The organism is Aeromonas sp. ASNIH4 (assembly GCF_002934425.1).
In the GTDB taxonomy this organism is placed as follows: Bacteria; Pseudomonadota; Gammaproteobacteria; order Enterobacterales; family Aeromonadaceae; genus Aeromonas; species Aeromonas hydrophila.
Window position 1 is genome coordinate 3,681,586 of record NZ_CP026217.1, and the last position, 19,428, is coordinate 3,701,013.

Genomic DNA, 19,428 nt, shown 5'->3' on the forward strand with positions numbered 1-19,428 from the left:
TGAGGGCCCCAGGCAGTGCGCACAAGCGCGGATTGCGGCAATAAATGGATGAAATGAGTCCAGTTTTGCGGCCAATGGTCGTTAATAACCACAAGGCCATTTCTTCTATAATCCTTTATGCTAGGGGCCTGAATTGACTGATACCGTTTTGACTCACAGGACATCTGCCATGAAAAGCAAGGCCAACCAATCCCAGGGCATGTTGCTGTTTCATCTCTCGGCCAAGCAATCCTTCGCCATCGGCACCCTCAAGGTGAAAGAGATAGTGCCCTACACCCAGCTGACGGCCATGCCGCACTCGCACCCGACCGTGCTCGGCGCCGCCAGCATGCGTGGCACCACCATCCCGGTGATCGACATGGCCATGGCGGTGGGTTATCGCCCGATCAGCAAGGAAGAGATGCCGCACTGCTTCATCATCATCACCGACTGCCGCCGTACCCTGGTGGGCTTTCTGGTGCGCGGCATCGACAAGATCACCGAGTGCAACTGGCGCGACATCGAGCCGCCGCCCGCCACTCTCGGCCACAACGTGTTCGTCACCGGTGTGACCCGGGTCAATGACCAGCTGATCCAGCTGCTGGACGTGGAGCTGATCCTCTCCCGGGTCTATCCGGACGATCCCAGCCACCTCTATCCGGTGCTGACCGACGTGCAGCGGGAGCGGATCAAGCCGATGCGGATCCTGCTGGTGGATGACTCCTCGGTCGCCCGTCGCCAGCTGATGGCGGCACTGGACTATATCAACATCCCCTACGAGGTGTGCACCAACGGCAAGGATGCGCTGACCCTGATGCAGACCCGCGCCAGCCAGAAGACCCCCATCGACATTCTGGTGAGCGACATCGAGATGCCGGGGCTCGACGGCTATGAGCTGGCCTTCGAGGTGCAGAGTGACGCCAAACTGGCGGGCGCCTACATCATCCTGCACACCTCGCTCTCCAGCGAGATCAGCGTAGAGCGGGCCCATCAGGTGGGTGCTCACGAGGCGCTGACCAAGTTTGAAGCCAACGAACTGATCCAGGCCATGCTGCGCGGTGCCGAGCACCACGACAGCCTGCCGGCCTGATCCCGACGGCGAGAAGCCCGGCTTCTCGCCATTGCCTTTTCTGTCCCTGTCACCCCGCGGACCCAGCATGCTGATCGAAAGCCACTTCCACGCCCCCTGGTGGGCGCGCAATCCCCATCTGCAAACCATTTTGCCCAAGTGGCTGCGCCGGCAACCGGCCCATTTCGTGGCGGAGCGCTTCGAGCTGGCGGATGGCGATTTTGTCGATCTCGCCTGGAGCGGCGAGATCAGCCGGGATGAGCGGCCGCTCATCGTGCTGTTTCACGGGCTGGAGGGGAGCATTCACTCCCACTATGCCAAGGGACTGTTCGCCCACCTGCAACATCAGGGCAACGAGGCGGTGCTGATGCACTTTCGCGGCTGCAGCGGCGAGCCGAACCGGCTGCTGCAGGCTTATCACTCCGGCGCCATCGAGGATGCCCAGGCACTGATCGCCGAGCTGGGCCGCCGCTTTCCCGGCAAACCGCTCATCGCCATCGGCTATTCACTGGGGGGCAACATGCTGGTCAATCTGCTGGCGCGCGCCTGCCCGAGCGAGCTGACGGCGGCGGTGGTGATCTCGGCGCCGCTGCGGCTGGACAGCTGCGCCGATCGGGTCAATCAGGGCTTCTCGCGGGTCTATCAGAGCTATCTGCTGCGCACCATGCGCCACAACCTGCAGCAGAAGATCCAGCGGCAGGCGGCGGCCGGTGCCCGCTGGCAGCCGCAGCAGGTGCGCGCCATCGCCACCCTGCGCGACTTCGATGAGCAGGTCACGGCGCCGCTGCACGGTTTTGACAGTGCCGATCACTACTATCAGCGCTGCTCGGGCCTGGGGATGCTGGCACGGATCCCCATCCCCACCCTGGTGATCCACGCCGCCGACGATCCCTTCATGACCGAGGCGGTGATCCCGCAGGCCGAGCAGCTCTCCCCCATGGTGCGCTACGAGCTGAGCCGCCAGGGTGGCCACGTGGGCTTCCTGCACGGTACCCCCTGGCGACCGCGGTTCTGGCTGGAAGAGCGGATCAGCCAGTGGCTGCGGGAGCAGACTCAGGGGGCGAGCCGGTAGCCGTTGCGGCCAGCCTCCTTGACCTGATAGAGCGCCTCGTCGGCACGCACCAGCATGTCGGCGATGCCATCCTGCCCCCCGTGCCACAGGGCGATGCCCTGGCTCACGGTGACCCGATCCGACACCTCCGACTGCGCATGAAGGATGCCTCGTCCGGCCAGCGCGGCGGCAATGCGTTTGGCGATGGCGCTGGCGGCCAGCGCATCGGCACCGGGCAGCAACAGCACGAACTCCTCCCCGCCATAGCGGGCCACCACGTCGGCCGGCTGGCGAATGGCCTCGCGCAGGCAGTCGGCCACCGCGATCAGGCAGTTGTCCCCCTGCAGATGGCCGTAGTGATCGTTGAAGCGTTTGAAGAAGTCCACGTCCAGCAGCAGGATGGCAAACTCGCCGTGCTGCTCTCTCGCCTCCTGCAGAATCTGCTCGCCGACGTTGTCGAAGTGGCGCCGGTTGGCCAGCCCGGTCAGCGGATCCCGCTTGGCCATGGCATCGAGCTGGCGGGCCAGGGTCAGGTTCTCGTGCTCACGGGATACCGCCAGCTCGAACCAGCCGTTGAGCATCCGCCTGCCCGTCTCCAGCATGATGATGAGACAGCCCACCGCCATCCAGTGCACCGCCGGAAACGGCACCTTGACCAGCAGCGCCTCCAGCAGCAGAAACAGCAGCGGCGGGGTGCTGAAGCAGTAGAACAGCCGCACCTCGCAATAGAGCGCCACCAGCGCCGTCATCAGCAGCATGCTGATGAGATCGAATGCCAGGCTGAAACCACCTCTCAGCTCCACCAAGGCGATGGCGTAACCGAGCAGCGCCCAGCCGATCCCCCACAGCAGGGCACCGGCACGCAGGCAGGGTTGCCAGATGGTGGGGGGCTGACGGGAGAGCCAGTGCCAGAACAGCGGAAACGACAGGCAGGCCAGCGTCATCAGCACCAGCTGCACCTCGTAGCTCCAGGGCAATACCCGGGCCACCACCAGATGGGCGTCCTGATAGACATAGAAGCGCGCCAGCAGGAATAGGATCGCCAGCTGGTTGACGGCCCAGAACCAGCGCAACCCCTTGCTCAGGGCGTGGCGGCGAGACTCGTACAGATGGTGATCGAGGTGGCTGGAGAGACGACGTTGTTCATCAGAGAGCATGTTCATACCTGCTTGCTGCCATATAAATCCCTTGCGCTTGCTGCCGACAGATAGACAATACCCGCTCTCTGGTAACGGAAGATGAAACCATGATTATCCCCTGGCAAGAGCTGGATGCAGACACCCTCAACAACCTGCTCGAGCACTTCGTGCTGCAAGAGGGCACCGAGTACGGCGAACATGATGTCAGTCTGGCCGACAAGGTCGCCGATGTCAGGACACAGCTGCAGCAGGGGCTGGCCGTGATCGTTTACAGCGAGCTGCACGAAAGCGTGAACATAGTGCCCAAGGCGACCCTCGACCGGGCTCAGGTGGACGATATACCGGAATAGCCGGCCCATTGCCATCCCGATCTGGGTCTTGCCAGCCGGGCAGACACGATGGCGGCACCAACCCGACAGTTCCCGCCGGGCTGGCGGCTCCTTTTCAGAAAATAAAAATGGCCCTCCGCACTGGCGGAGGGCCATTTTTATTGTGAGCAGAGTGCGCTCTGCCGGATGTTATGCATTGATTGGTGCCCCGCGGCAATATGCTGCGGGAAAATAGGCCATATCAATACCGGTTTAATTAATAGTGGCGAGCCATGCAGAGAACCTGGCCATAGCGGCAATATAAAATTAATAAAGTGAATCAGCTCACAATATTAAATAAATATGACAACAACGCTCACCGACAATAGTGACGAAAATAGTCTTGTTCAGCGTGAAGAGATGCCGCACTGCCATGGCACTGAAACATGGTGGCAGCGTGGCATGGTCTTTTTATTTCATTACCGATTCGCCCCGCCCGATGGCGTAGTAATGAAAACCATGATCTTTCATCCGGCCCGGATCAAACAGGTTGCGGCCATCGACGATCAGCGGATAACGCAACGCCTGCTTGATGGCGGCAAAATTGGGGGCCTTGAAATGGTTCCACTCGGTGCAGATCACCAGGGCATCCGCACCAAACAGCGCCGCCTCCTTGGTGCCCATCAGCCGTAGCTTGTCACAGTTGCCGTAGATCTGCTGGGCCTCTTGCATCGCCTCGGGATCGTAGGCCTGCACGGTCGCCCCGGCCTGCCACAACGCCTCCATCAAGGCCCGGCTCGGCGCCTCGCGCATGTCGTCGGTGTTGGGCTTGAACGCCAGCCCCCACAGGGCGATGGTCTTGCCGGCCAGGCTCTCCCCTTCGGCGCAGAAGAACGCTGACAACAGCTGAAACAGCCGCGATTTTTGCAATTCGTTGACTCGCTCCACCGCCCGGATCAGCGGCGTGTCGTACTCCAGCTCCTGGGCCGTGGCCAGCAAGGCTTTGACATCCTTGGGAAAACAGGAGCCGCCATAGCCACAACCCGGGTAGATGAACTGATAGCCGATGCGCTGATCCGAGCCTATCCCCTGGCGCACCATCTCGATGTCGGCGCCGACCCGCTCGGCCAGCCCGGCTATCTCGTTGATGAAGCTTATCTTGGTGGCCAGCATGCAGTTGGCGGCGTACTTGGTCAGCTCGGCGCTGCGCACATCCATGAACAGGATGCGGTCGTGGTTGCGGTTGAACGGCTCGTAGAGCTCGCGCATCAGCTGGCGGGAGGCCTCGTTGGCGGTGCCCACCACGATGCGATCCGGCCGCAGGCAATCCTGGATGGCGGAGCCCTCTTTCAGAAATTCGGGGTTGGAAACCACGTCGAAGGTGAACGACTGATCTCGCTGCTGCAGGATGGCGTTGACCCTGGCGGTCACCTTGTCGGCGGTGCCCACCGGCACGGTCGACTTGTTGACGATGATGACAGGCCGATCGCGATACTGGGCGATGGTCTCGGCCACCGTCAGCACGTGGCTCAGATCGGCGGAACCATCTTCCCCCGGTGGCGTGCCTACTGCCAGAAACTGCACATCGCCGTGTTTGACGGCCAGCACGGCGTCCGTGGTGAACACCAGGGCGCCGCTCTTGATGTTGCGCTGCAGCAGGGATTCGAGACCGGGTTCATAGATGGGCACCTGGCCATCCATCAGGGCTGCCACCTTCTGTTCATCGACATCGACACAGATCACCTGATGACCGACGTCGGCCAGTACGGTGGCCTGAACCAGGCCCACGTAGCCACTTCCAAATACAGTAATGTTCATATTGATACAACCAAAATGTCAGAGAAAATGTAATTTGGAAAAACAAGAGTTGGGGGGGTTATAAATATTTATCACATTACCTAAGATGACCGCACCAGTTAATTGTTACCAGCTGTTTCTGGACCATTGCAGGCCCGCTTTTATATACGTTATGTTGAGTGCAATTTTTGGGGCGGCCCGCTTTTACGGGCACTGATTAATATTCTTCGTTGGATCTCTTATGCAAGATTTTCTGCCATTTTCGAGGCCCGCCATCGGTGATGCCGAGATAAGTGCTGTCTGTGACGTATTGAAATCGGGCTGGATCACCACGGGCCCGAAGAATCATGAACTGGAACAGCAATTCTGCGACACATTCGGCTGCCAGCACGCGGTCGCACTCTGCTCCGCCACCGCCGGCATGCACGTCACCCTGCTGGCGCTGGGCATAGGCCCGGGAGATGAGGTGATCACCCCCTCCCAGACCTGGGTCTCCACCATCAACATCATCACCCTGCTGGGGGCCGAGCCGGTCTTCGTCGACGTGGACCCGGATACCCTGATGACCAGCGCCGAGCTGATCGCGCCGCTCATCACCGCCAGGACCAAAGCCATCATCCCGGTCCACTACGCCGGCGCCCCGGTCGATCTGGATCCGATCCTGGCGCTGGCCGGCCAGCACGGCATACCGGTCATCGAGGATGCCGCCCACGCGGTCGGCACCCGCTACCGGGAGCGCTGGATCGGCGCCAGCGGCACCGCCATCTTCTCCTTCCACGCCATCAAGAACCTGACCTGCGCCGAAGGGGGCATGCTGGTGACCGACGACAAGGCACTGGCGGACAAAGTTCGGATGCTCAAATTCCACGGCCTGGGGGTGGATGCCTTTGATCGCATGAGCCTGGGCCGCAAGCCGCAGGCGGAGGTGATCACCCCGGGCTTCAAATACAACCTGGCCGACATCAACGCCGCCATCGCCCTGGTGCAACTGGCGCGCCTGCCCGAGCTCAACGCCAAGCGAGCCGAACTGGTGGCCCGCTACCAGGAGCGGCTGACCGGTCTGCCGCTGGCGCCCCTCGCCGTGCCGGGCTACCCCCACCTGCACGCCTGGCACCTGTTCATGGTACGGGTCGACCCGGATCGCTGCGGGCTCGACCGGGATCAGCTGATGCAGGCACTGCAGGAGCGCGGCATCGGTACCGGTCTGCACTTTCGGGCAGCCCATACCCAGAAGTACTACCGCGAACGCTACCCGACCCTCAGCCTGCCTCATACCGAGTGGAACTCGTCACGCCTGTGCACCCTGCCACTCTTCCCGGACATGACGCTGGCCGACGTCGACCGCGTGGTCGCGGCCCTTATCGACATATTGGAGTAATGCAACGTGAACAACACTGACATCAAGCTGGTTTCGGTGGTCATCCCCGTCTACAACGAGGAGGCCAGCCTGCCCGCGCTGCTGAGCCGGGTCACCGCCGCCTGCGATCAGCTGTCACAGGATTACGAGGTGATCCTGATCGATGACGGCAGCCACGACGGCTCCACCGAGCTCATCAGAGACGCCGCCGCCGTTGAGGGCAGCAAGCTGGTCGGGGTGCTGCTCAACCGCAACTACGGTCAGCACGCCGCCATCATGGCCGGCTTCGAGACCGCCAAGGGGGATCTGGTGATCACCCTGGATGCGGATCTGCAGAACCCACCCGAGGAGATCCCTCGCCTGGTCGAAGCCGCCATGCAGGGCTACGACGTGGTGGGCACCATGCGCCGCAATCGGCAGGACTCCTGGTTTCGCAAGACCGCCTCCAAGCTCATCAACAAGTCGGTGCAAAAGGCCACCGGCGTGCACATGAGCGACTACGGCTGCATGCTGCGCGCCTACCGCCGTCACATCATCGACGCCATGCTCTGCTGCCAGGAGCGCAGCACCTTCATCCCCATCCTGGCCAACAGCTTCGCCCGCCGCACCATAGAGCTGGAAGTGGGCCACGCCGAGCGGGCCCACGGCGAGTCCAAATACGGGCTGATGCACCTCATCAATCTGATGTATGACCTGGTCACCTGCATGACCACCACCCCGCTGCGGCTGCTCAGCATCGTCGGCAGCGTGGTGGCAGGCATCGGCTTTACCTTCTCCATCCTGCTGATCCTGATGCGCCTCATTCTGGGCGCCGACTGGGCCGCCGATGGCGTCTTCACCCTCTTTGCCATTCTCTTCACCTTTGTCGGCGTGCAGCTGCTGGGCATGGGGCTGCTGGGAGAATACATAGGCCGCATGTACACCGACGTGCGCGCCCGTCCCCGCTACTTCATCCACCAGATCGTGCGCAGCGCCACCACCCCTTCGCAACAGGAAGCTGAACAATGAAAGTCGTCGTCTTTGCTTATCACGATATCGGTTGCACCGGTATCGAGGCCCTGCTCGAGGCAGGCTACGAGATCCAGGCCGTCTTCACCCACGCCGACGATCCGGGCGAGAACCGCTTCTTCGGCTCGGTCGCCCAGCTCTGCGCCGAGCACAACCTGCCGGTCTACTCCCCCGAGGACGTGAACCACCCGCTCTGGATTGAGCGCATTCGCGAGCTGGCACCCCAGGCCCTCTTCTCCTTCTACTACCGCAACATGCTCAAGCAGGCGATCCTCGACATCCCGACCGTCGGCGCCTTCAACCTGCACGGCTCCCTGCTGCCCGCCTACCGCGGTCGCGCCCCCATCAACTGGTGCCTGGTCAACGGCGAGGCCGAGACCGGCATCACCCTGCACCAGATGACCGCCAAGCCCGATGCCGGCGCCATCGTCGCCCAGCAGGCGGTGACCATTGCCGACGACGACACCGCGCTGACCCTGCACGGCAAGGTGCGCCTCGCCGCCCGGGCACTGCTGGAGCAGGAGCTGCCCAAGTTGCGCGCCGGCGACATCCGCCTCACCCCGCAGGATGAGAGCAAGGCCAGCTACTATGGCCGCCGCACCCCGGCCGATGGCGAACTGCACTGGCACCGCCCGGCCCGCGAACTGCACAACCTGGTGCGCGCCGTCACCCAGCCCTACCCGGGCGCCTTCAGCTTCGCCGGCGATCGCAAGCTGACGGTGTGGAAGAGCCACTGGCTGGCCCAGCAGAGCGACAAGCAGCCGGGCACCATCCTGAGCCAGGAGCCGCTGCGCATCGCCTGCGGTGAAGGGGTGCTGGAGATCGTGGCCGGTCAGGCCGAAGGCGGACTCTATGTGCGCGGCGCCCAGCTGGCCCGCGAACTGGGGCTGGTCGAAGGGATGAAGATCGGCGCCAAGGCGAGCAATGCCCTGCGCAAGGCGCGGCTGACCCGGGTGCTGATCCTCGGCGTCAACGGCTTCATCGGCAACCACCTGACCGAGCGCCTGCTCCAGGATGGCGGCTACGAGGTGTATGGCCTCGACATCGGCTCCAGCGCGGTGGACCGCTTCATCGGTCACCCCAACTTCCACTTCGTGGAAGGGGACATCAGCATCCACACCGAGTGGATCGAGTATCACATCAAGAAGTGCGACGTGATCCTGCCACTGGTGGCCATCGCCACCCCCATCGAGTACACCCGCAACCCGCTGCGCGTGTTCGAGCTCGACTTCGAGGAAAACCTCAAGATCGTCCGCTACTGCGTGAAATACCACAAGCGCATCATCTTCCCCTCCACCTCCGAGGTGTACGGGATGTGCGACGATCACAGCTTCGATGAAGACAGCTCCCGCCTCATCGTCGGCCCCATCAACAAGCAGCGCTGGATCTACTCGGTCTCCAAGCAGCTGCTGGATCGGGTGATCTGGGCCTACGGCAAGAAAGAGGGGCTCAACTTCACACTGTTCCGCCCCTTCAACTGGATGGGGCCGCGTCTGGACAGCCTGGACTCCGCCCGCATCGGCAGCTCCCGCGCCATCACCCAGCTGATCCTCAACCTGGTGGACGGCACCCCGATCCAGCTGGTGGACGGCGGCGCCCAGAAACGCTGCTTCACCGACATCGAGGACGGCATCGAGGCCCTGTTCCGCATCATCGAGAACAAGGAGAACCGCTGCGACGGCCAGATCATCAACATCGGCAACCCGGACAACGAGGCCAGCATCCAGCAGATGGCCGAGATCCTGCTCGCCAAGTTCGAGGCTCACCCGCTGCGCGACCAGTTCCCGCCGTTTGCCGGCTTCAAGCTGGTGGAGAGCAAATCCTTCTACGGCGACGGCTATCAGGACGTCTCCCACCGTCGGCCGAGCATCGCCAATGCCCGCCGCCTGCTGGACTGGGAACCGACCATCGAGATGGAAGAGACCATCGGCAACACCCTCGACTTCTTCCTGCAAGGGGCGGTCACGACGGGAGTCGAGCATGACTGAGGTAGGTCTGCGGATCGACGTCGATACCTTCAGGGGGACCCGTGACGGGGTGCCCCGCCTGCTGCAACTGCTCGACAAGCATCAGGTCAAGGGGAGCTTCTTCTTCTCGGTCGGACCGGACAACATGGGGCGCCACTTGTGGCGCCTGCTAAAACCCCGCTTTCTGCTCAAGATGCTGCGCTCCAACGCAGCATCCCTCTATGGGCTGGACATCCTGCTGGCCGGCACCGCCTGGCCCGGCAAGTCCATCGGCAAGCAGCTCGGCTCCCTGATGCGCGACACCGACAGCGCCCGTCACGAGGTGGGGCTGCACGCCTGGGATCACCACGGCTGGCAGGCCAACACCGGCCGCTGGGACGAAGCCGAGCTCACACGTCAGACCCGGCTCGGGGTGGATGCGCTCAACCAGATCCTGGGGCGCGAAGTGGACTGCTCCGCCGCCGCCGGCTGGCGGGCTGACCCGCTCACCACCCAGGCCAAGGAGCCGTTCGGCTTTCGCTACAACAGCGACTGTCGCGGCAGCGGCCTGTTTCGGCCCCTGCTGCAGGATGGCCGCCCCGGCACCCCGCAGATCCCGGTCAACCTGCCCACCTTCGACGAGGTGGTGGGCCATCAGGTCACGGTCGACGGTTTCAACCGTTTCCTGCTGGAGCAGCTGGCGACCCCGCCGGCGCAGGGCCCCCACGTCTACACCATCCACGCCGAAGTGGAAGGGATCGTGATGGCCGAGCAGTTCGATGCCCTGCTCGGCGAAGCCAGGGCGCGCGGCATCCGCTTCGTGCCGCTCGGGGATCTGTTACCATCCGACCCGACCACGCTGCCGACCGGCCGGCTGGTCCGCGGCACCCTGCCCGGACGGGAGGGCTGGCTCGGCTGCAAGGCCGAGGCCTGAGATGAATGACGCCACCTCGGGTGGCAGGACTAACCATCGCGCTAATCACACCATGCAACAGAGGATGTCATGACGTTGACCAAGTGGGCCCTGCCCCTGTTCTTTCTCTTCTTTTACCTGCTGCCGCTCGACCAGCGGCCGCTCTGGAGCCCGGACGAAAACCGCTACGCCGAGATCAGCCGGGAGATGGTGAGCACCGGCGACTGGGTGGTGCCCCACTTCCTGGGTTTGCGCTACTTCGAGAAACCCATCGCCGGCTACTGGTTCAACAGCATCAGCCAGCAGCTGTTCGGTGATACCAACTTCGCCGTGCGCTTCGCCTCGGCCGCCGCCACCGGTCTGAGCGCCCTGCTGATCTGCTGGTTTGCCCTGCAGTTGTGGCAGTGCCGGCGCAAGGCCTTCCTGACCGGGCTCATCTATCTGTCGCTGTTGATTGTCTACGGCATCGGCACCTACAGCGTGCTGGACGCCATGGTGACCCTCTGGCTCAACGCCGCTATGGTGAGCTTCTACATCATCCGCAAGGAGGGCTCCCTTGGCAGCCGGGTCGGCGGCTACCTGCTGTTCGGCCTCGCCTGCGGCATGGGTTTTCTCACCAAGGGCTTCATCGCCCTGGCGGTGCCCGTGGTGGTCATCGTGCCCTACGTCATCTATCAGCGCCGCCTGCTCGAGCTGGTGCGCTTCGGGCCGCTGGCCATCCTGAGCGCGGTCCTGCTGGCCGCCCCCTGGGCCATCGCCGTGCACCTGCGCGAACCGGACTACTGGCACTACTTCTTCTGGGTTGAACACATCCAGCGCTTCGCCGCCGACAACGCCCAGCACAAGGCGCCGTTCTGGTACTACCTGCCCATGGGGCTGCTCGGCACCCTGCCCTGGCTCGGCCTGCTGCCCGGCGCCCTGCGCAAGGGCTGGCAGGAGCGCAAGATAAGCCCGGAAACCCTCTACCTGCTGGCCTGGGTGATCCTGCCCCTGCTGTTCTTCAGCATTGCCAAGGGCAAGCTGCTCACCTACATCCTGCCCTGCTTCGCCCCGCTGGCCATGCTGATGGCCGCCAGCGCCGTCGACCTGCTCAAGGAGGGCAAAGAGCGGGCCTTGCGGGTCAATGCCTGGCTCAACGGCCTGTTCGGCCTCATCTGCCTGGTGGTGCTGGCCGTGCTGGCGTTCGCCCCCAGCCACGCCGTCTATGGCGAGGAGGATCACGGTGCGCTGGCGGTGGCCATGGTCATCTTCGCCGGCTGGAGTCTGCTCGGCTTCATCCAGTTGAAGGAAGTCAGCCGCCGCTGGACCCTGAGCGCGCTCTGCCCCATGGTGCTGGCCATCGGCCTGCCCTGGGCGCTGCCGCAATCGCTGATCGACTCCAAGCTGCCGGAGCGCTTCATCGAAGCCAATCAGGCCGTGCTGATGAAGTCGGGAACCCTGCTGGCCAACGACGTCGGACTGGCCTCCTCCCTCGCCTGGGGCACCCAGCGCAGCGAGATCAACCTGTTCGACAGCAAGGGCGAGGTGCATTACGGCCTCGGCTACCCGGATGCGGCGGGGCGCTACGTGGCCCGTGCAGACTTCCCAGCCTGGCTGGCACAGGCGCGCAAGAATGGGCAGGTGGCTCTGCTGATGAAGACCGATCGCGACGGCAACACCGGGCCCGTCCCTCCCGCCGACGAGACCATCGTCAGCCACCGGCTGACCCTGCTCATCTACCACGGGGCCCAGTGATGGACATCCTGCTGCTGTTGCTGGTGTGCCTGCTGACCTGCAGCGGCCAGATGCTGCAAAAGCAGGCGGTCGTCAGCTGGCAGCGCCAGCCCTGCAACCACTGGCAGAAGCTGCGCTCACCCTGGCTCATCGCCAGCGTGGCGGCGCTCGGCTGCGGCATGCTGCTCTGGATCTACCTGCTGCAACGGCTGCCGCTCGGCATGGCCTACCCCATGCTCAGCATCAATCTGGTGCTGGTGCTGGTCGGTTCCAGGCTGTTCTTTCACGAGCAGATCAGCTACCACAACTGGCTGGGAGTGGGGGCCATCATAGTGGGCGCCCTGCTGCTGGGAGGCTTGCTATGAGCGATGACCATCCGCAGGCGGGCCAACGACCGGCCAGCCCTGCAAGAGCGGCGCTGAAGGGGTATCTCTACGTGCTCGGCAGCATCTTGCTGGTGACAGCCGCCCAGCTCGGCATGAAGTGGGGGGTGATCCAGCTGCCGACCTGGCAGATGGATCTTGCCGTGATGCTGGCCCATCCGCTGCCGCTGCTGGTGATCCTGGCCGGGGTGGGCTGCTACGCCCTGTCGCTGCTCTGCTGGCTGGCAGCGCTGCACTCCACTCCGCTCAACATCGCCTACCCCCTGCTCAGCACCAGCTATGCGCTGGTCTACCTGCTGGCGGTCAACATCCCGCTCTTCGCCGAGCCGCTGGAGCCCGGCAAGGCACTCGGGGTGCTGTTCATTCTGCTGGGGGCCGTGCTGGTAGGGATCAAGCCTGCGGCCGGCACCAAGCAGGCCGGCTAGTTTTTCTCTTTGCTTGTCGCAAGGGCTGCCACGGCAGCCCTTTTTTGCGTCTGCGACCGGTGCAGGCACACTGGCACGCCCGCGAAGCAGTTGCGCGGTGGTACTGTCAGGTCGCACACTTGACCGCACTCGGAACATGCCTTTATAACGGAACTCCCAAGGAAGAGAGAATTCTATGTCGGCAAAGCATCCCATCATTGCGGTTACCGGTTCGTCCGGAGCCGGCACCTCCACCTCCACCAACGCCTTTCGCTCCATGTTTCATCAGCTCGGTTATCAGGCGGCCGTGGTGGAAGGGGACAGTTTTCATCGCTACACCCGCCCGGAAATGGACGTGGCGATCCGCAAGGCGCGCGAACAGGGGCGCCACATCAGCTATTTCGGCCCCGAGGCCAACGACTTCGGCCTGCTGGAGAGCTTCTTTCAGGAGTACGGCCAGAACGGCAGCGGCCAGTATCGCCGCTACCTGCACAGCTTCGACGAGGCGGTGCCCTTCAACCAGATGCCGGGCACCTTCACCCCCTGGCAGAACCTGCCGAGCGACACCGACCTGCTGTTCTACGAAGGGCTGCACGGCGGCGTGGTCACCGATGAGCACAACGTGGCCCGCCACGTGGACTTCCTCATCGGGGTGGTGCCCATCGTCAACCTGGAGTGGATCCAGAAGCTCATTCGCGACACCTCGGAGCGCGGCCATTCGCGTGAGGCGGTCACCGACTCCATCGTCCGCTCCATGGACGACTACATCAACTTCATCACCCCCCAGTTCTCCCGCACCCACATCAACTTCCAGCGGGTGCCGACGGTGGATACCTCCAACCCCTTCAGCGCCAAGGTGATCCCGAGTCTGGACGAGAGTATGCTGGTGATACGGTTTCGCGGCATCAAGCAGGTGGATTTCCCCTACCTGCTGTCGATGATCGACGGATCCTTCATGTCACGGATGAACACCATCGTAGTGCCGGGCGGCAAGATGGGCTTCGCGATGGAGCTGATCCTGCGCCCGTTGATCCAGCAACTGATTGAAACCGGCAAGATCACCTGAGCCAAGGAGCTGATGATGCGGTTAGCGTTTATCTCTGTGGGATTGGCCGCCCTGCTGGGTGGCTGCAGCAGCGGCCCGGCCGCGCCGACCCTGGAAGCGGGCACCATGGTGGTGCGCCCGGCGGCCAGCTGGCCATTCGGGGCGACGCCGCGCTATGCGCTGGCCGAGCAGTTCCAGTATGCCGGCGACAGCGCCGAGGGGTGGCTGGAGCCGGTGCAACAGGCGGTCAATCAGGAGCTGGGGCGCAAGGGGTGGCAGAGCGTGCCCCTCGACGAGGCCGATGTCTGGGTCGCCATCGGGGTGGCCGGCAGCAAGGATCTGAGCGATGGCGAGATCTTCGCTCGCCTCGGCATGACCCCTGGGCTGCAGGCCAAGGCCGATGCCCGCAAGGGCACCCTGGCCATCGTGCTGCTCGACCGGCGCACCCAGCAGGCGGTGTGGAGCAGCGCCATCTCCCTGGCCAGCGACGTGGCCATCGCCGAAGGGGAGCGTCAGCAACTGAGCCAGCAACTGGCCGCCAAGATGCTCAACGCCCTGCCACACTGACCCCCAATACGCAAAACGGCCTGTATTGAGCAGGCCGTTGTCATCACACCATGACGATCACTTGCGCTGGCAAGTCAGCAGGGTTACCCCTTTCTGGCTGAGGATGGCCTGCTTCTCCTGATTCCAGAAGGTGGTCACCCCGTCGGAATACTTGGCACCGGACTCCGCCTCGACCCGGCCCAGCTTGTGATAGACCCCGGCATAGGGGAACTGCACCATGTCGGCCTGGGCATCATAGGTCACGGCCAGCAACTCCTCACCGCACTGATACTGGCTGTACTGGTACTGGGTCGGTTGCGGCATGCTGCAGGCCGCCAGCCCCAGCAGGGGGAGTAACGCTATCATCTTTTTCATTGCACTTTCCTTATGTCATGGTGTTATTCGATCGGAAGAGCCACTGCTATCAGGCTTCAAGAATTTGATAACTATGGGTAATTTCTACCGCTTTTTCCAACATCAGGGAAACTGAACAATATTTTTCCATCGACAGATCCACCGCGCGGGCCACCTGCTTTTCGGCCAGCCCCTTGCCGGTCACGACGAAGTGGAGGTGGATCTTCTCGAATACCCGCGGTACCGAGTCAGCCCGCTCACCGGCCAGCTCCACATGGCAGGCGGTCACGGATTGACGCGCCTTCTCCAGGATGGAGACCACGTCGATCGAGCTGCAACCGCCCACCGCCAGCAGGATCATCTCCATCGGGCTGGCACCTTCGCCTGGGTTGGCACCGTCCAGGATCACCTTGTGACCGGACTCACTCTCGCCCACAAACTGCATGCCTTCCACCCAGCTGACCTTGGCTTTCATTTCACATTTCCTCTTGATGACGACAGATCTGACTGACATAGCATACCGCAGACGACGCGACAGCGGCACATATCCGCCATTTTCACGAACTTCCTGACTAACTAGATCAAAATCAACATCTGATGCCCCCATCTTCCCTACAATGGCGAACGGAACGCAGCAGGGGTTGCAAGGGGAGCTGGCAAAAGCCCTCAAAGCCTTGTCAGCACAGACAAAGGCTCTTATCCTACTGCGACTAATACAAGGAATGGCAAGGTTGGCAGCTTGCCCGGACGCACGAGTCCATAAAAAGACACTACAGAGGAATTCTCATGGTCATTGGCAAACCGCAAAGCGATCCCACCCTGGAATGGTTCTTGTCGCACTGCCACATTCATAAGTATCCCGCCAAGAGCACCCTGATCCACGCGGGTGAGAAAGCGGAAACCCTCTACTACATCGTCAAGGGCACTGTGGCCGTCTTGATCAAGGACGATGAAGGCAAGGAGATGATCCTCTCCTATCTGAACCAGGGCGATTTCCTGGGCGAGATGGGGATGTTCGAGGAGAGCGAAAACCCGGAGCGTTCCGCCTGGGTGCGTGCCAAAGGTTCCTGTGAAGTGGCCGAGATCTCCTACAAGAAATTCCGCCAGCTGATCCAGGTCAACCCGGAAATCCTGATGCGCCTCTCCGGCCAGATGGCGGCCCGCCTGCAGCACACCAGCCAGAAAGTCGGCAACCTCGCCTTCCTGGACGTGACCGGCCGGATCGCCCAGACCCTGCTGAACCTGGCCAAGCAGCCGGATGCCATGACCCACCCGGATGGCATGCAGATCAAGATCACCCGTCAGGAGATAGGCCAGATCGTCGGCTGCTCCCGCGAAACCGTCGGCCGGATCCTCAAGATGCTCGAAGAGCAGGAGCTGATCTCCGCCCACGGCAAGACCATAGTGGTGTTCGGCACTCGCTGATCCTCGCGACTGGCGGCCCCGCACTGGGTCGCCGGATAAAAAAGGCTGCCACGGCAGCCTTTTCTGATCGTCTCCCCTATAATCCCGAACGCCCCTGCCGTCATGGCCTTCGCCAAGAGAAATCCTATGCACCTGCAATGCCCTATCTGTCGCAGCCCGCTGCAACTTCATGAAGCCTCCCGCGGGGTCTACTGCGCCAACAAGCACCATTTCGATCCCGCGCCGGAAGGCTATCTGGATCTCATCCCCGGCAAAAAGAATCCCAAGGACAGCGACAGCCGCGCCCTGATGCGCGCCAAACGCCACTTCCTCGAGCAGGGCCACCAGCTGCCGCTGGTCGAGGCGATGGCCAGCCTGCTTGCCCCCCTCGAGCCGCGCGAGCTGATCCACCTGGGCTGTGGCGAGGGTTACTACTGCCGGACCCTGGCCGAGCGCCTGCCGGGCTGGCAATTTGCCGGCGTCGACATCGCCAAGAACACCATCTTTGCCGCCAACAAGGCGCAGCCGGACGCTCAGTTCGTTATCGCCGATCCGGCCCGCGCCCCCATTCTGCCGGGTACGGCCCAGCTGCTGCTGGTCAACGATCTCAAGGTCAAGACCGAACAGCTGGTCAGCTGGCTGGCACCGGGCGGCTACCTGCTCTACCTGCAACCCGGCCCCCGCCACCAGTGGCAGCTGAGGGTCAGCCTCAACCCGGTCAGCATGGAGCACCCGCTGAGCTGGCCGAGCCTGGCCGGCCTCAACCCCATGGGTCAGCTGCGCTGCCAGTTCAGCATGCAGATGGACCTGGGCCTGCGCAGCTTCATCCTGGAGACCAGCCGCCTCGGCTGGCGCGCCAGCGGCGAGCAGCGCCACGCCTTCAGCCATCAGGGACCGGACGAGCTGGAGCAGGATCTGCTGCTGAGCCTGTGGCAAAAGCCGCTGTGAGCGCACTCACCCCATGAAAAAAGGCCCTGACGGGCCTTTTTTATTGCGCGGAGATGCCGTTACAGCTTGATCCAGGCATCGCTCCAGGCCGTGCCCTTGCCGGGTTCATAGGCCCAGGCTGCACCGGCACACCAGCCGGTGTAGGGATGGGGCTTGCACTGGTAGTTGCCGCCCAGGTTGCTCACCTTGTCACCGGCTTTGTAGGCGGTGCCCTCCTTGTAGGGCGGGTTGCCATCCGGCGGCGTGGTACCGCCGCTGCCCTTGATCAGGATCTCGTGGGTGGCGCTGCGGCTCAGCCCCTTGTCGTCGGTCACCTTGAGCACGAAGCCGTAGCGGGTGTCGCTGGTCGGGGTCGGCGGCAGGATAGCGCTCAGGGTGGACTGGCTCAGATCCGAGGCGCTGGCCCCGGCAGGCAGGGTCCAGGCGTAGCTGAGGGGCTTGCCTTCCGGATCGCTCGAGCCCTGGCCGGAGAGCAGCACGGTGGCGCCGCCCAGCGCCTCGCTCGGGCCGCTGATGCTGGCCACCGGCGGCAGGTTGGTGCCACCGCCGTTGTCCTCGATCACCACCTCGGGGAAGAAGTGCTGCACGCAGCGGCTGTAGTCACGCTCCTTGAAGGCGCTGAAGCGGGTCTGGTAGCCCACCAGCTTGCAGGCGTAGCTCTTGCCACCGTTGGGGTTGCCCGGCACATAGCTCCAGTCGTTCTCCCAGTAGATGGGCAGGGCGCCAGCGCCGGCCTCGTCAAAGACCTTCATGTTCTTGCAACCGAGCACCTCGTCGGCAGGCACCGGCACCCCCAGATACTGGGCCTGGGCCTGGTAGTAGGTGATCCGGTTCTGGGACTGGGCATGCTCGGCTGCACCGCCGCACTCCACCCCGCCGTTGATGATCTGGGTGGTCACCCCGAAGCCCGGTACCAGGCCGTTCTGCCTGTCGTGGGCGTTGGGCTGCCAGGTGCCGTCGATCACGTGCAGCATGGAGGGCTTGGGCGGCTGCGGATAGACGAAGAAGAACACGGCGCTGGCCAGGTTGAGCCAGGTGTCCGCCACTTTCTCCGGGCTGTCCAGCAGGGTGCGCACAGTACCGAACATGGCCTCGGAGAAGGGGCCGTAGTTGTAGTTGTACGACAGCTGCTTGGCACCGCGACCGAAGTAGCTCTTGAACTCGCCGTTGTCGAACTTGCCGCACGGCCACTGCTGACCCTGCCACACATCCGGCCGGCACTCGGCGTTGTAGCCGCCGCGCATCTGCTCGGTCCAGCCCATCTCCCGTACCCACACCAGGCCCTGACGCCACTCGGGCTCGGGGCGCCAGCTCTCGTGACCGCCGGTCTCCTGGGCGAAGTGGGCGAACATGGTGGCCAGCGACTTGCGGCAGATGGCCTCGGCGTTGCGCCCGTCGCTGTAGTCACCACAGAAGGCCGGGAACTTGGCCACCGCCTGCAGGAAGCCGCGATAGGTGTACTCCGGCGCCCGCAGCGGGAACAGGAAGTTGAACTGCGACTCGCTGAGCAGCCCCTCCACCCGTTTGACGTTGGCGGGATTGAGCGGCAGGCCGGGGGCCACCGCCTCGACCACGGCGTTGTCGCGGGTGGCGATAGAGGCCTTGACCGCCGTCATGGCCGGGAAGTCGGTGAGCGCATGCTCCCTGGCATCCAGCTCGCTCTGGCTCAGGTAGACGGTGCTGCCGTCAGCGGCGCCGCTGCCTCCCTGCGTGGGCGGGGCTATGCCCTCCCCGTCACCCGGTGGCGTCGCCTCGCCCGCCCCCAGCAGGGCCCACGGAGAATCCCACTCGTTGGCGACCTGCACGCCCGGGCTCTGGCCCGGATTGGCATACCATTTGGCCTCGTAGATCTGGCCGTTGAAACTGACCTGGCTGCCGCCGCCATAGCCCTGATTGATGTCATAGGCGCTGGCGGCCCACAGCTGACCGCTCAGACAGAGCCCGGCCAACAGGGTGGCCACAGAGGACTTTCTTGTCATCATATTTACCTCTTGCTTGATGAAAGGCGGGGCTTGGCCCCCGCCAGTGGCACCTCGCATTGCGCGAGGAGAAAGGAGAAAAACA

The 19,428-nt window shown here is 63.4% G+C and carries 19 protein-coding genes; 14 read left to right on the plus strand and 5 right to left on the minus strand.

Annotation, left to right across the window (positions count from 1 at the left end; all coding sequences use genetic code 11):
- The first annotated feature begins 169 nt into the window (after window positions 1-169).
- A complete protein-coding gene (locus C2U40_RS16955; protein ID WP_011704932.1) occupies window positions 170-1,069 on the plus strand; it encodes a chemotaxis protein in 900 nt (299 codons plus the stop codon).
- A 67-nt stretch (window positions 1,070-1,136) separates the two neighbouring features.
- Window positions 1,137-2,120 (plus strand): hydrolase, encoded by a 984-nt coding sequence (locus tag C2U40_RS16960; RefSeq protein WP_043159594.1) that lies wholly within the window; start codon window positions 1,137-1,139, stop codon window positions 2,118-2,120.
- Here C2U40_RS16960 and C2U40_RS16965 read toward each other — a convergent pair.
- On the minus strand, window positions 2,102-3,262 hold the full coding sequence (locus tag C2U40_RS16965; RefSeq protein ID WP_181014852.1) for a sensor domain-containing diguanylate cyclase: 1,161 nt from the start codon (window positions 3,260-3,262) through the stop codon (window positions 2,102-2,104). The two genes, C2U40_RS16960 and C2U40_RS16965, sit on opposite strands and share 19 nt — an antisense overlap.
- Window positions 3,263-3,345: 83 nt before the next feature.
- On the opposite strand from C2U40_RS16965, the gene C2U40_RS16970 reads away from it, so the two are divergent.
- Window positions 3,346-3,588 carry a YheU family protein gene (locus C2U40_RS16970; RefSeq protein ID WP_011704929.1) on the plus strand — a complete coding sequence of 81 codons (243 nt, stop codon included), beginning with the start codon at window positions 3,346-3,348 and terminating at the stop codon, window positions 3,586-3,588.
- A 429-nt stretch (window positions 3,589-4,017) separates the two neighbouring features.
- On the opposite strand, the gene C2U40_RS16975 is transcribed toward C2U40_RS16970, so the two are convergent.
- Window positions 4,018-5,364: a UDP-glucose dehydrogenase family protein gene (locus C2U40_RS16975; protein ID WP_103828240.1), complete on the minus strand. Its 1,347-nt coding sequence runs from the start codon at window positions 5,362-5,364 to the stop codon at window positions 4,018-4,020.
- 220 nt (window positions 5,365-5,584) lie between these two features.
- Here C2U40_RS16975 and arnB point away from each other — a divergent pair, with 220 nt between their 5' ends.
- From arnB to C2U40_RS17020, 9 genes are all read left to right on the plus strand, one after another.
- Entirely contained in the window at window positions 5,585-6,721 is a 1,137-nt protein-coding gene (gene arnB, locus C2U40_RS16980) for a UDP-4-amino-4-deoxy-L-arabinose aminotransferase (protein WP_016349715.1), read from the plus strand.
- 6 nt (window positions 6,722-6,727) lie between these two features.
- A complete protein-coding gene (gene arnC, locus C2U40_RS16985; RefSeq protein WP_024944375.1) occupies window positions 6,728-7,708 on the plus strand; it encodes an undecaprenyl-phosphate 4-deoxy-4-formamido-L-arabinose transferase in 981 nt (326 codons plus the stop codon).
- Window positions 7,705-9,696 carry a bifunctional UDP-4-amino-4-deoxy-L-arabinose formyltransferase/UDP-glucuronic acid oxidase ArnA gene (gene arnA, locus C2U40_RS16990; protein WP_016349713.1) on the plus strand — a complete coding sequence of 664 codons (1,992 nt, stop codon included), beginning with the start codon at window positions 7,705-7,707 and terminating at the stop codon, window positions 9,694-9,696. Before arnC ends, arnA begins: the two co-directional genes overlap by 4 nt.
- On the plus strand, window positions 9,689-10,588 hold the full coding sequence (gene arnD / locus C2U40_RS16995; protein WP_103828239.1) for a 4-deoxy-4-formamido-L-arabinose-phosphoundecaprenol deformylase: 900 nt from the start codon (window positions 9,689-9,691) through the stop codon (window positions 10,586-10,588). Before arnA ends, arnD begins: the two co-directional genes overlap by 8 nt.
- A 69-nt stretch (window positions 10,589-10,657) precedes the next feature.
- On the plus strand, window positions 10,658-12,301 hold the full coding sequence (arnT, locus tag C2U40_RS17000; RefSeq protein ID WP_103828238.1) for a lipid IV(A) 4-amino-4-deoxy-L-arabinosyltransferase: 1,644 nt from the start codon (window positions 10,658-10,660) through the stop codon (window positions 12,299-12,301).
- Window positions 12,301-12,645 (plus strand): EamA family transporter, encoded by a 345-nt coding sequence (locus tag C2U40_RS17005; RefSeq protein ID WP_016349710.1) that lies wholly within the window; start codon window positions 12,301-12,303, stop codon window positions 12,643-12,645. Before arnT ends, C2U40_RS17005 begins: the two co-directional genes overlap by 1 nt.
- Window positions 12,642-13,088 (plus strand): 4-amino-4-deoxy-L-arabinose-phosphoundecaprenol flippase subunit ArnF, encoded by a 447-nt coding sequence (gene arnF, locus C2U40_RS17010; RefSeq protein ID WP_103828237.1) that lies wholly within the window; start codon window positions 12,642-12,644, stop codon window positions 13,086-13,088. Before C2U40_RS17005 ends, arnF begins: the two co-directional genes overlap by 4 nt.
- Before the next feature lie 175 nt (window positions 13,089-13,263).
- Window positions 13,264-14,133 (plus strand): phosphoribulokinase, encoded by an 870-nt coding sequence (locus tag C2U40_RS17015; protein ID WP_011704920.1) that lies wholly within the window; start codon window positions 13,264-13,266, stop codon window positions 14,131-14,133.
- A 15-nt stretch (window positions 14,134-14,148) separates the two neighbouring features.
- A complete protein-coding gene (locus C2U40_RS17020; RefSeq protein ID WP_011704919.1) occupies window positions 14,149-14,679 on the plus strand; it encodes a DUF4136 domain-containing protein in 531 nt (176 codons plus the stop codon).
- A 57-nt stretch (window positions 14,680-14,736) separates the two neighbouring features.
- Here C2U40_RS17020 and C2U40_RS17025 read toward each other — a convergent pair whose 3' ends face one another.
- Both C2U40_RS17025 and C2U40_RS17030 read right to left on the minus strand, forming a co-directional pair.
- Window positions 14,737-15,033: an MliC family protein gene (locus C2U40_RS17025; protein ID WP_011704918.1), complete on the minus strand. Its 297-nt coding sequence runs from the start codon at window positions 15,031-15,033 to the stop codon at window positions 14,737-14,739.
- Between the two features lie 49 nt (window positions 15,034-15,082).
- On the minus strand, window positions 15,083-15,487 hold the full coding sequence (locus tag C2U40_RS17030; RefSeq protein ID WP_016349708.1) for an OsmC family protein: 405 nt from the start codon (window positions 15,485-15,487) through the stop codon (window positions 15,083-15,085).
- A 311-nt stretch (window positions 15,488-15,798) separates the two neighbouring features.
- On the opposite strand from C2U40_RS17030, the gene crp reads away from it, so the two are divergent.
- Window positions 15,799-16,437 carry a cAMP-activated global transcriptional regulator CRP gene (crp, locus tag C2U40_RS17035; RefSeq protein WP_011704916.1) on the plus strand — a complete coding sequence of 213 codons (639 nt, stop codon included), beginning with the start codon at window positions 15,799-15,801 and terminating at the stop codon, window positions 16,435-16,437.
- Between the two features lie 126 nt (window positions 16,438-16,563).
- On the plus strand, window positions 16,564-17,364 hold the full coding sequence (locus C2U40_RS17040) for a putative RNA methyltransferase (protein ID WP_103828236.1): 801 nt from the start codon (window positions 16,564-16,566) through the stop codon (window positions 17,362-17,364).
- A gap of 59 nt (window positions 17,365-17,423) precedes the next feature.
- Here the strand turns inward: C2U40_RS17040 and C2U40_RS17045 are convergent, their stop codons facing one another.
- The gene (locus C2U40_RS17045) at window positions 17,424-19,346 is read right to left on the minus strand and encodes a glycoside hydrolase family 19 protein (protein WP_308457481.1); all 1,923 of its coding nucleotides are present in this window, start codon (window positions 19,344-19,346) and stop codon (window positions 17,424-17,426) included.
- Window positions 19,347-19,428 lie beyond the last annotated feature (82 nt).

Coding starts and splice junctions, on each gene's coding strand:
- C2U40_RS16955 (WP_011704932.1), top strand. CDS start 170: ATGAAAAGCAAGGCCAACCAATCCCAGGGCATGTTGCTGTTTCATCTC.
- C2U40_RS16960 (WP_043159594.1), top strand. CDS start 1,137: ATGCTGATCGAAAGCCACTTCCACGCCCCCTGGTGGGCGCGCAATCCC.
- C2U40_RS16965 (WP_181014852.1), bottom strand. CDS start 3,262: ATGAACATGCTCTCTGATGAACAACGTCGTCTCTCCAGCCACCTCGAT.
- C2U40_RS16970 (WP_011704929.1), top strand. CDS start 3,346: ATGATTATCCCCTGGCAAGAGCTGGATGCAGACACCCTCAACAACCTG.
- C2U40_RS16975 (WP_103828240.1), bottom strand. CDS start 5,364: ATGAACATTACTGTATTTGGAAGTGGCTACGTGGGCCTGGTTCAGGCC.
- arnB (WP_016349715.1), top strand. CDS start 5,585: ATGCAAGATTTTCTGCCATTTTCGAGGCCCGCCATCGGTGATGCCGAG.
- arnA (WP_016349713.1), top strand. CDS start 7,705: ATGAAAGTCGTCGTCTTTGCTTATCACGATATCGGTTGCACCGGTATC.
- arnD (WP_103828239.1), top strand. CDS start 9,689: ATGACTGAGGTAGGTCTGCGGATCGACGTCGATACCTTCAGGGGGACC.
- arnT (WP_103828238.1), top strand. CDS start 10,658: ATGACGTTGACCAAGTGGGCCCTGCCCCTGTTCTTTCTCTTCTTTTAC.
- C2U40_RS17005 (WP_016349710.1), top strand. CDS start 12,301: ATGGACATCCTGCTGCTGTTGCTGGTGTGCCTGCTGACCTGCAGCGGC.
- arnF (WP_103828237.1), top strand. CDS start 12,642: ATGAGCGATGACCATCCGCAGGCGGGCCAACGACCGGCCAGCCCTGCA.
- C2U40_RS17015 (WP_011704920.1), top strand. CDS start 13,264: ATGTCGGCAAAGCATCCCATCATTGCGGTTACCGGTTCGTCCGGAGCC.
- C2U40_RS17020 (WP_011704919.1), top strand. CDS start 14,149: ATGCGGTTAGCGTTTATCTCTGTGGGATTGGCCGCCCTGCTGGGTGGC.
- C2U40_RS17025 (WP_011704918.1), bottom strand. CDS start 15,033: ATGAAAAAGATGATAGCGTTACTCCCCCTGCTGGGGCTGGCGGCCTGC.
- C2U40_RS17030 (WP_016349708.1), bottom strand. CDS start 15,487: ATGAAAGCCAAGGTCAGCTGGGTGGAAGGCATGCAGTTTGTGGGCGAG.
- crp (WP_011704916.1), top strand. CDS start 15,799: ATGGTCATTGGCAAACCGCAAAGCGATCCCACCCTGGAATGGTTCTTG.
- C2U40_RS17040 (WP_103828236.1), top strand. CDS start 16,564: ATGCACCTGCAATGCCCTATCTGTCGCAGCCCGCTGCAACTTCATGAA.
- C2U40_RS17045 (WP_308457481.1), bottom strand. CDS start 19,346: ATGATGACAAGAAAGTCCTCTGTGGCCACCCTGTTGGCCGGGCTCTGT.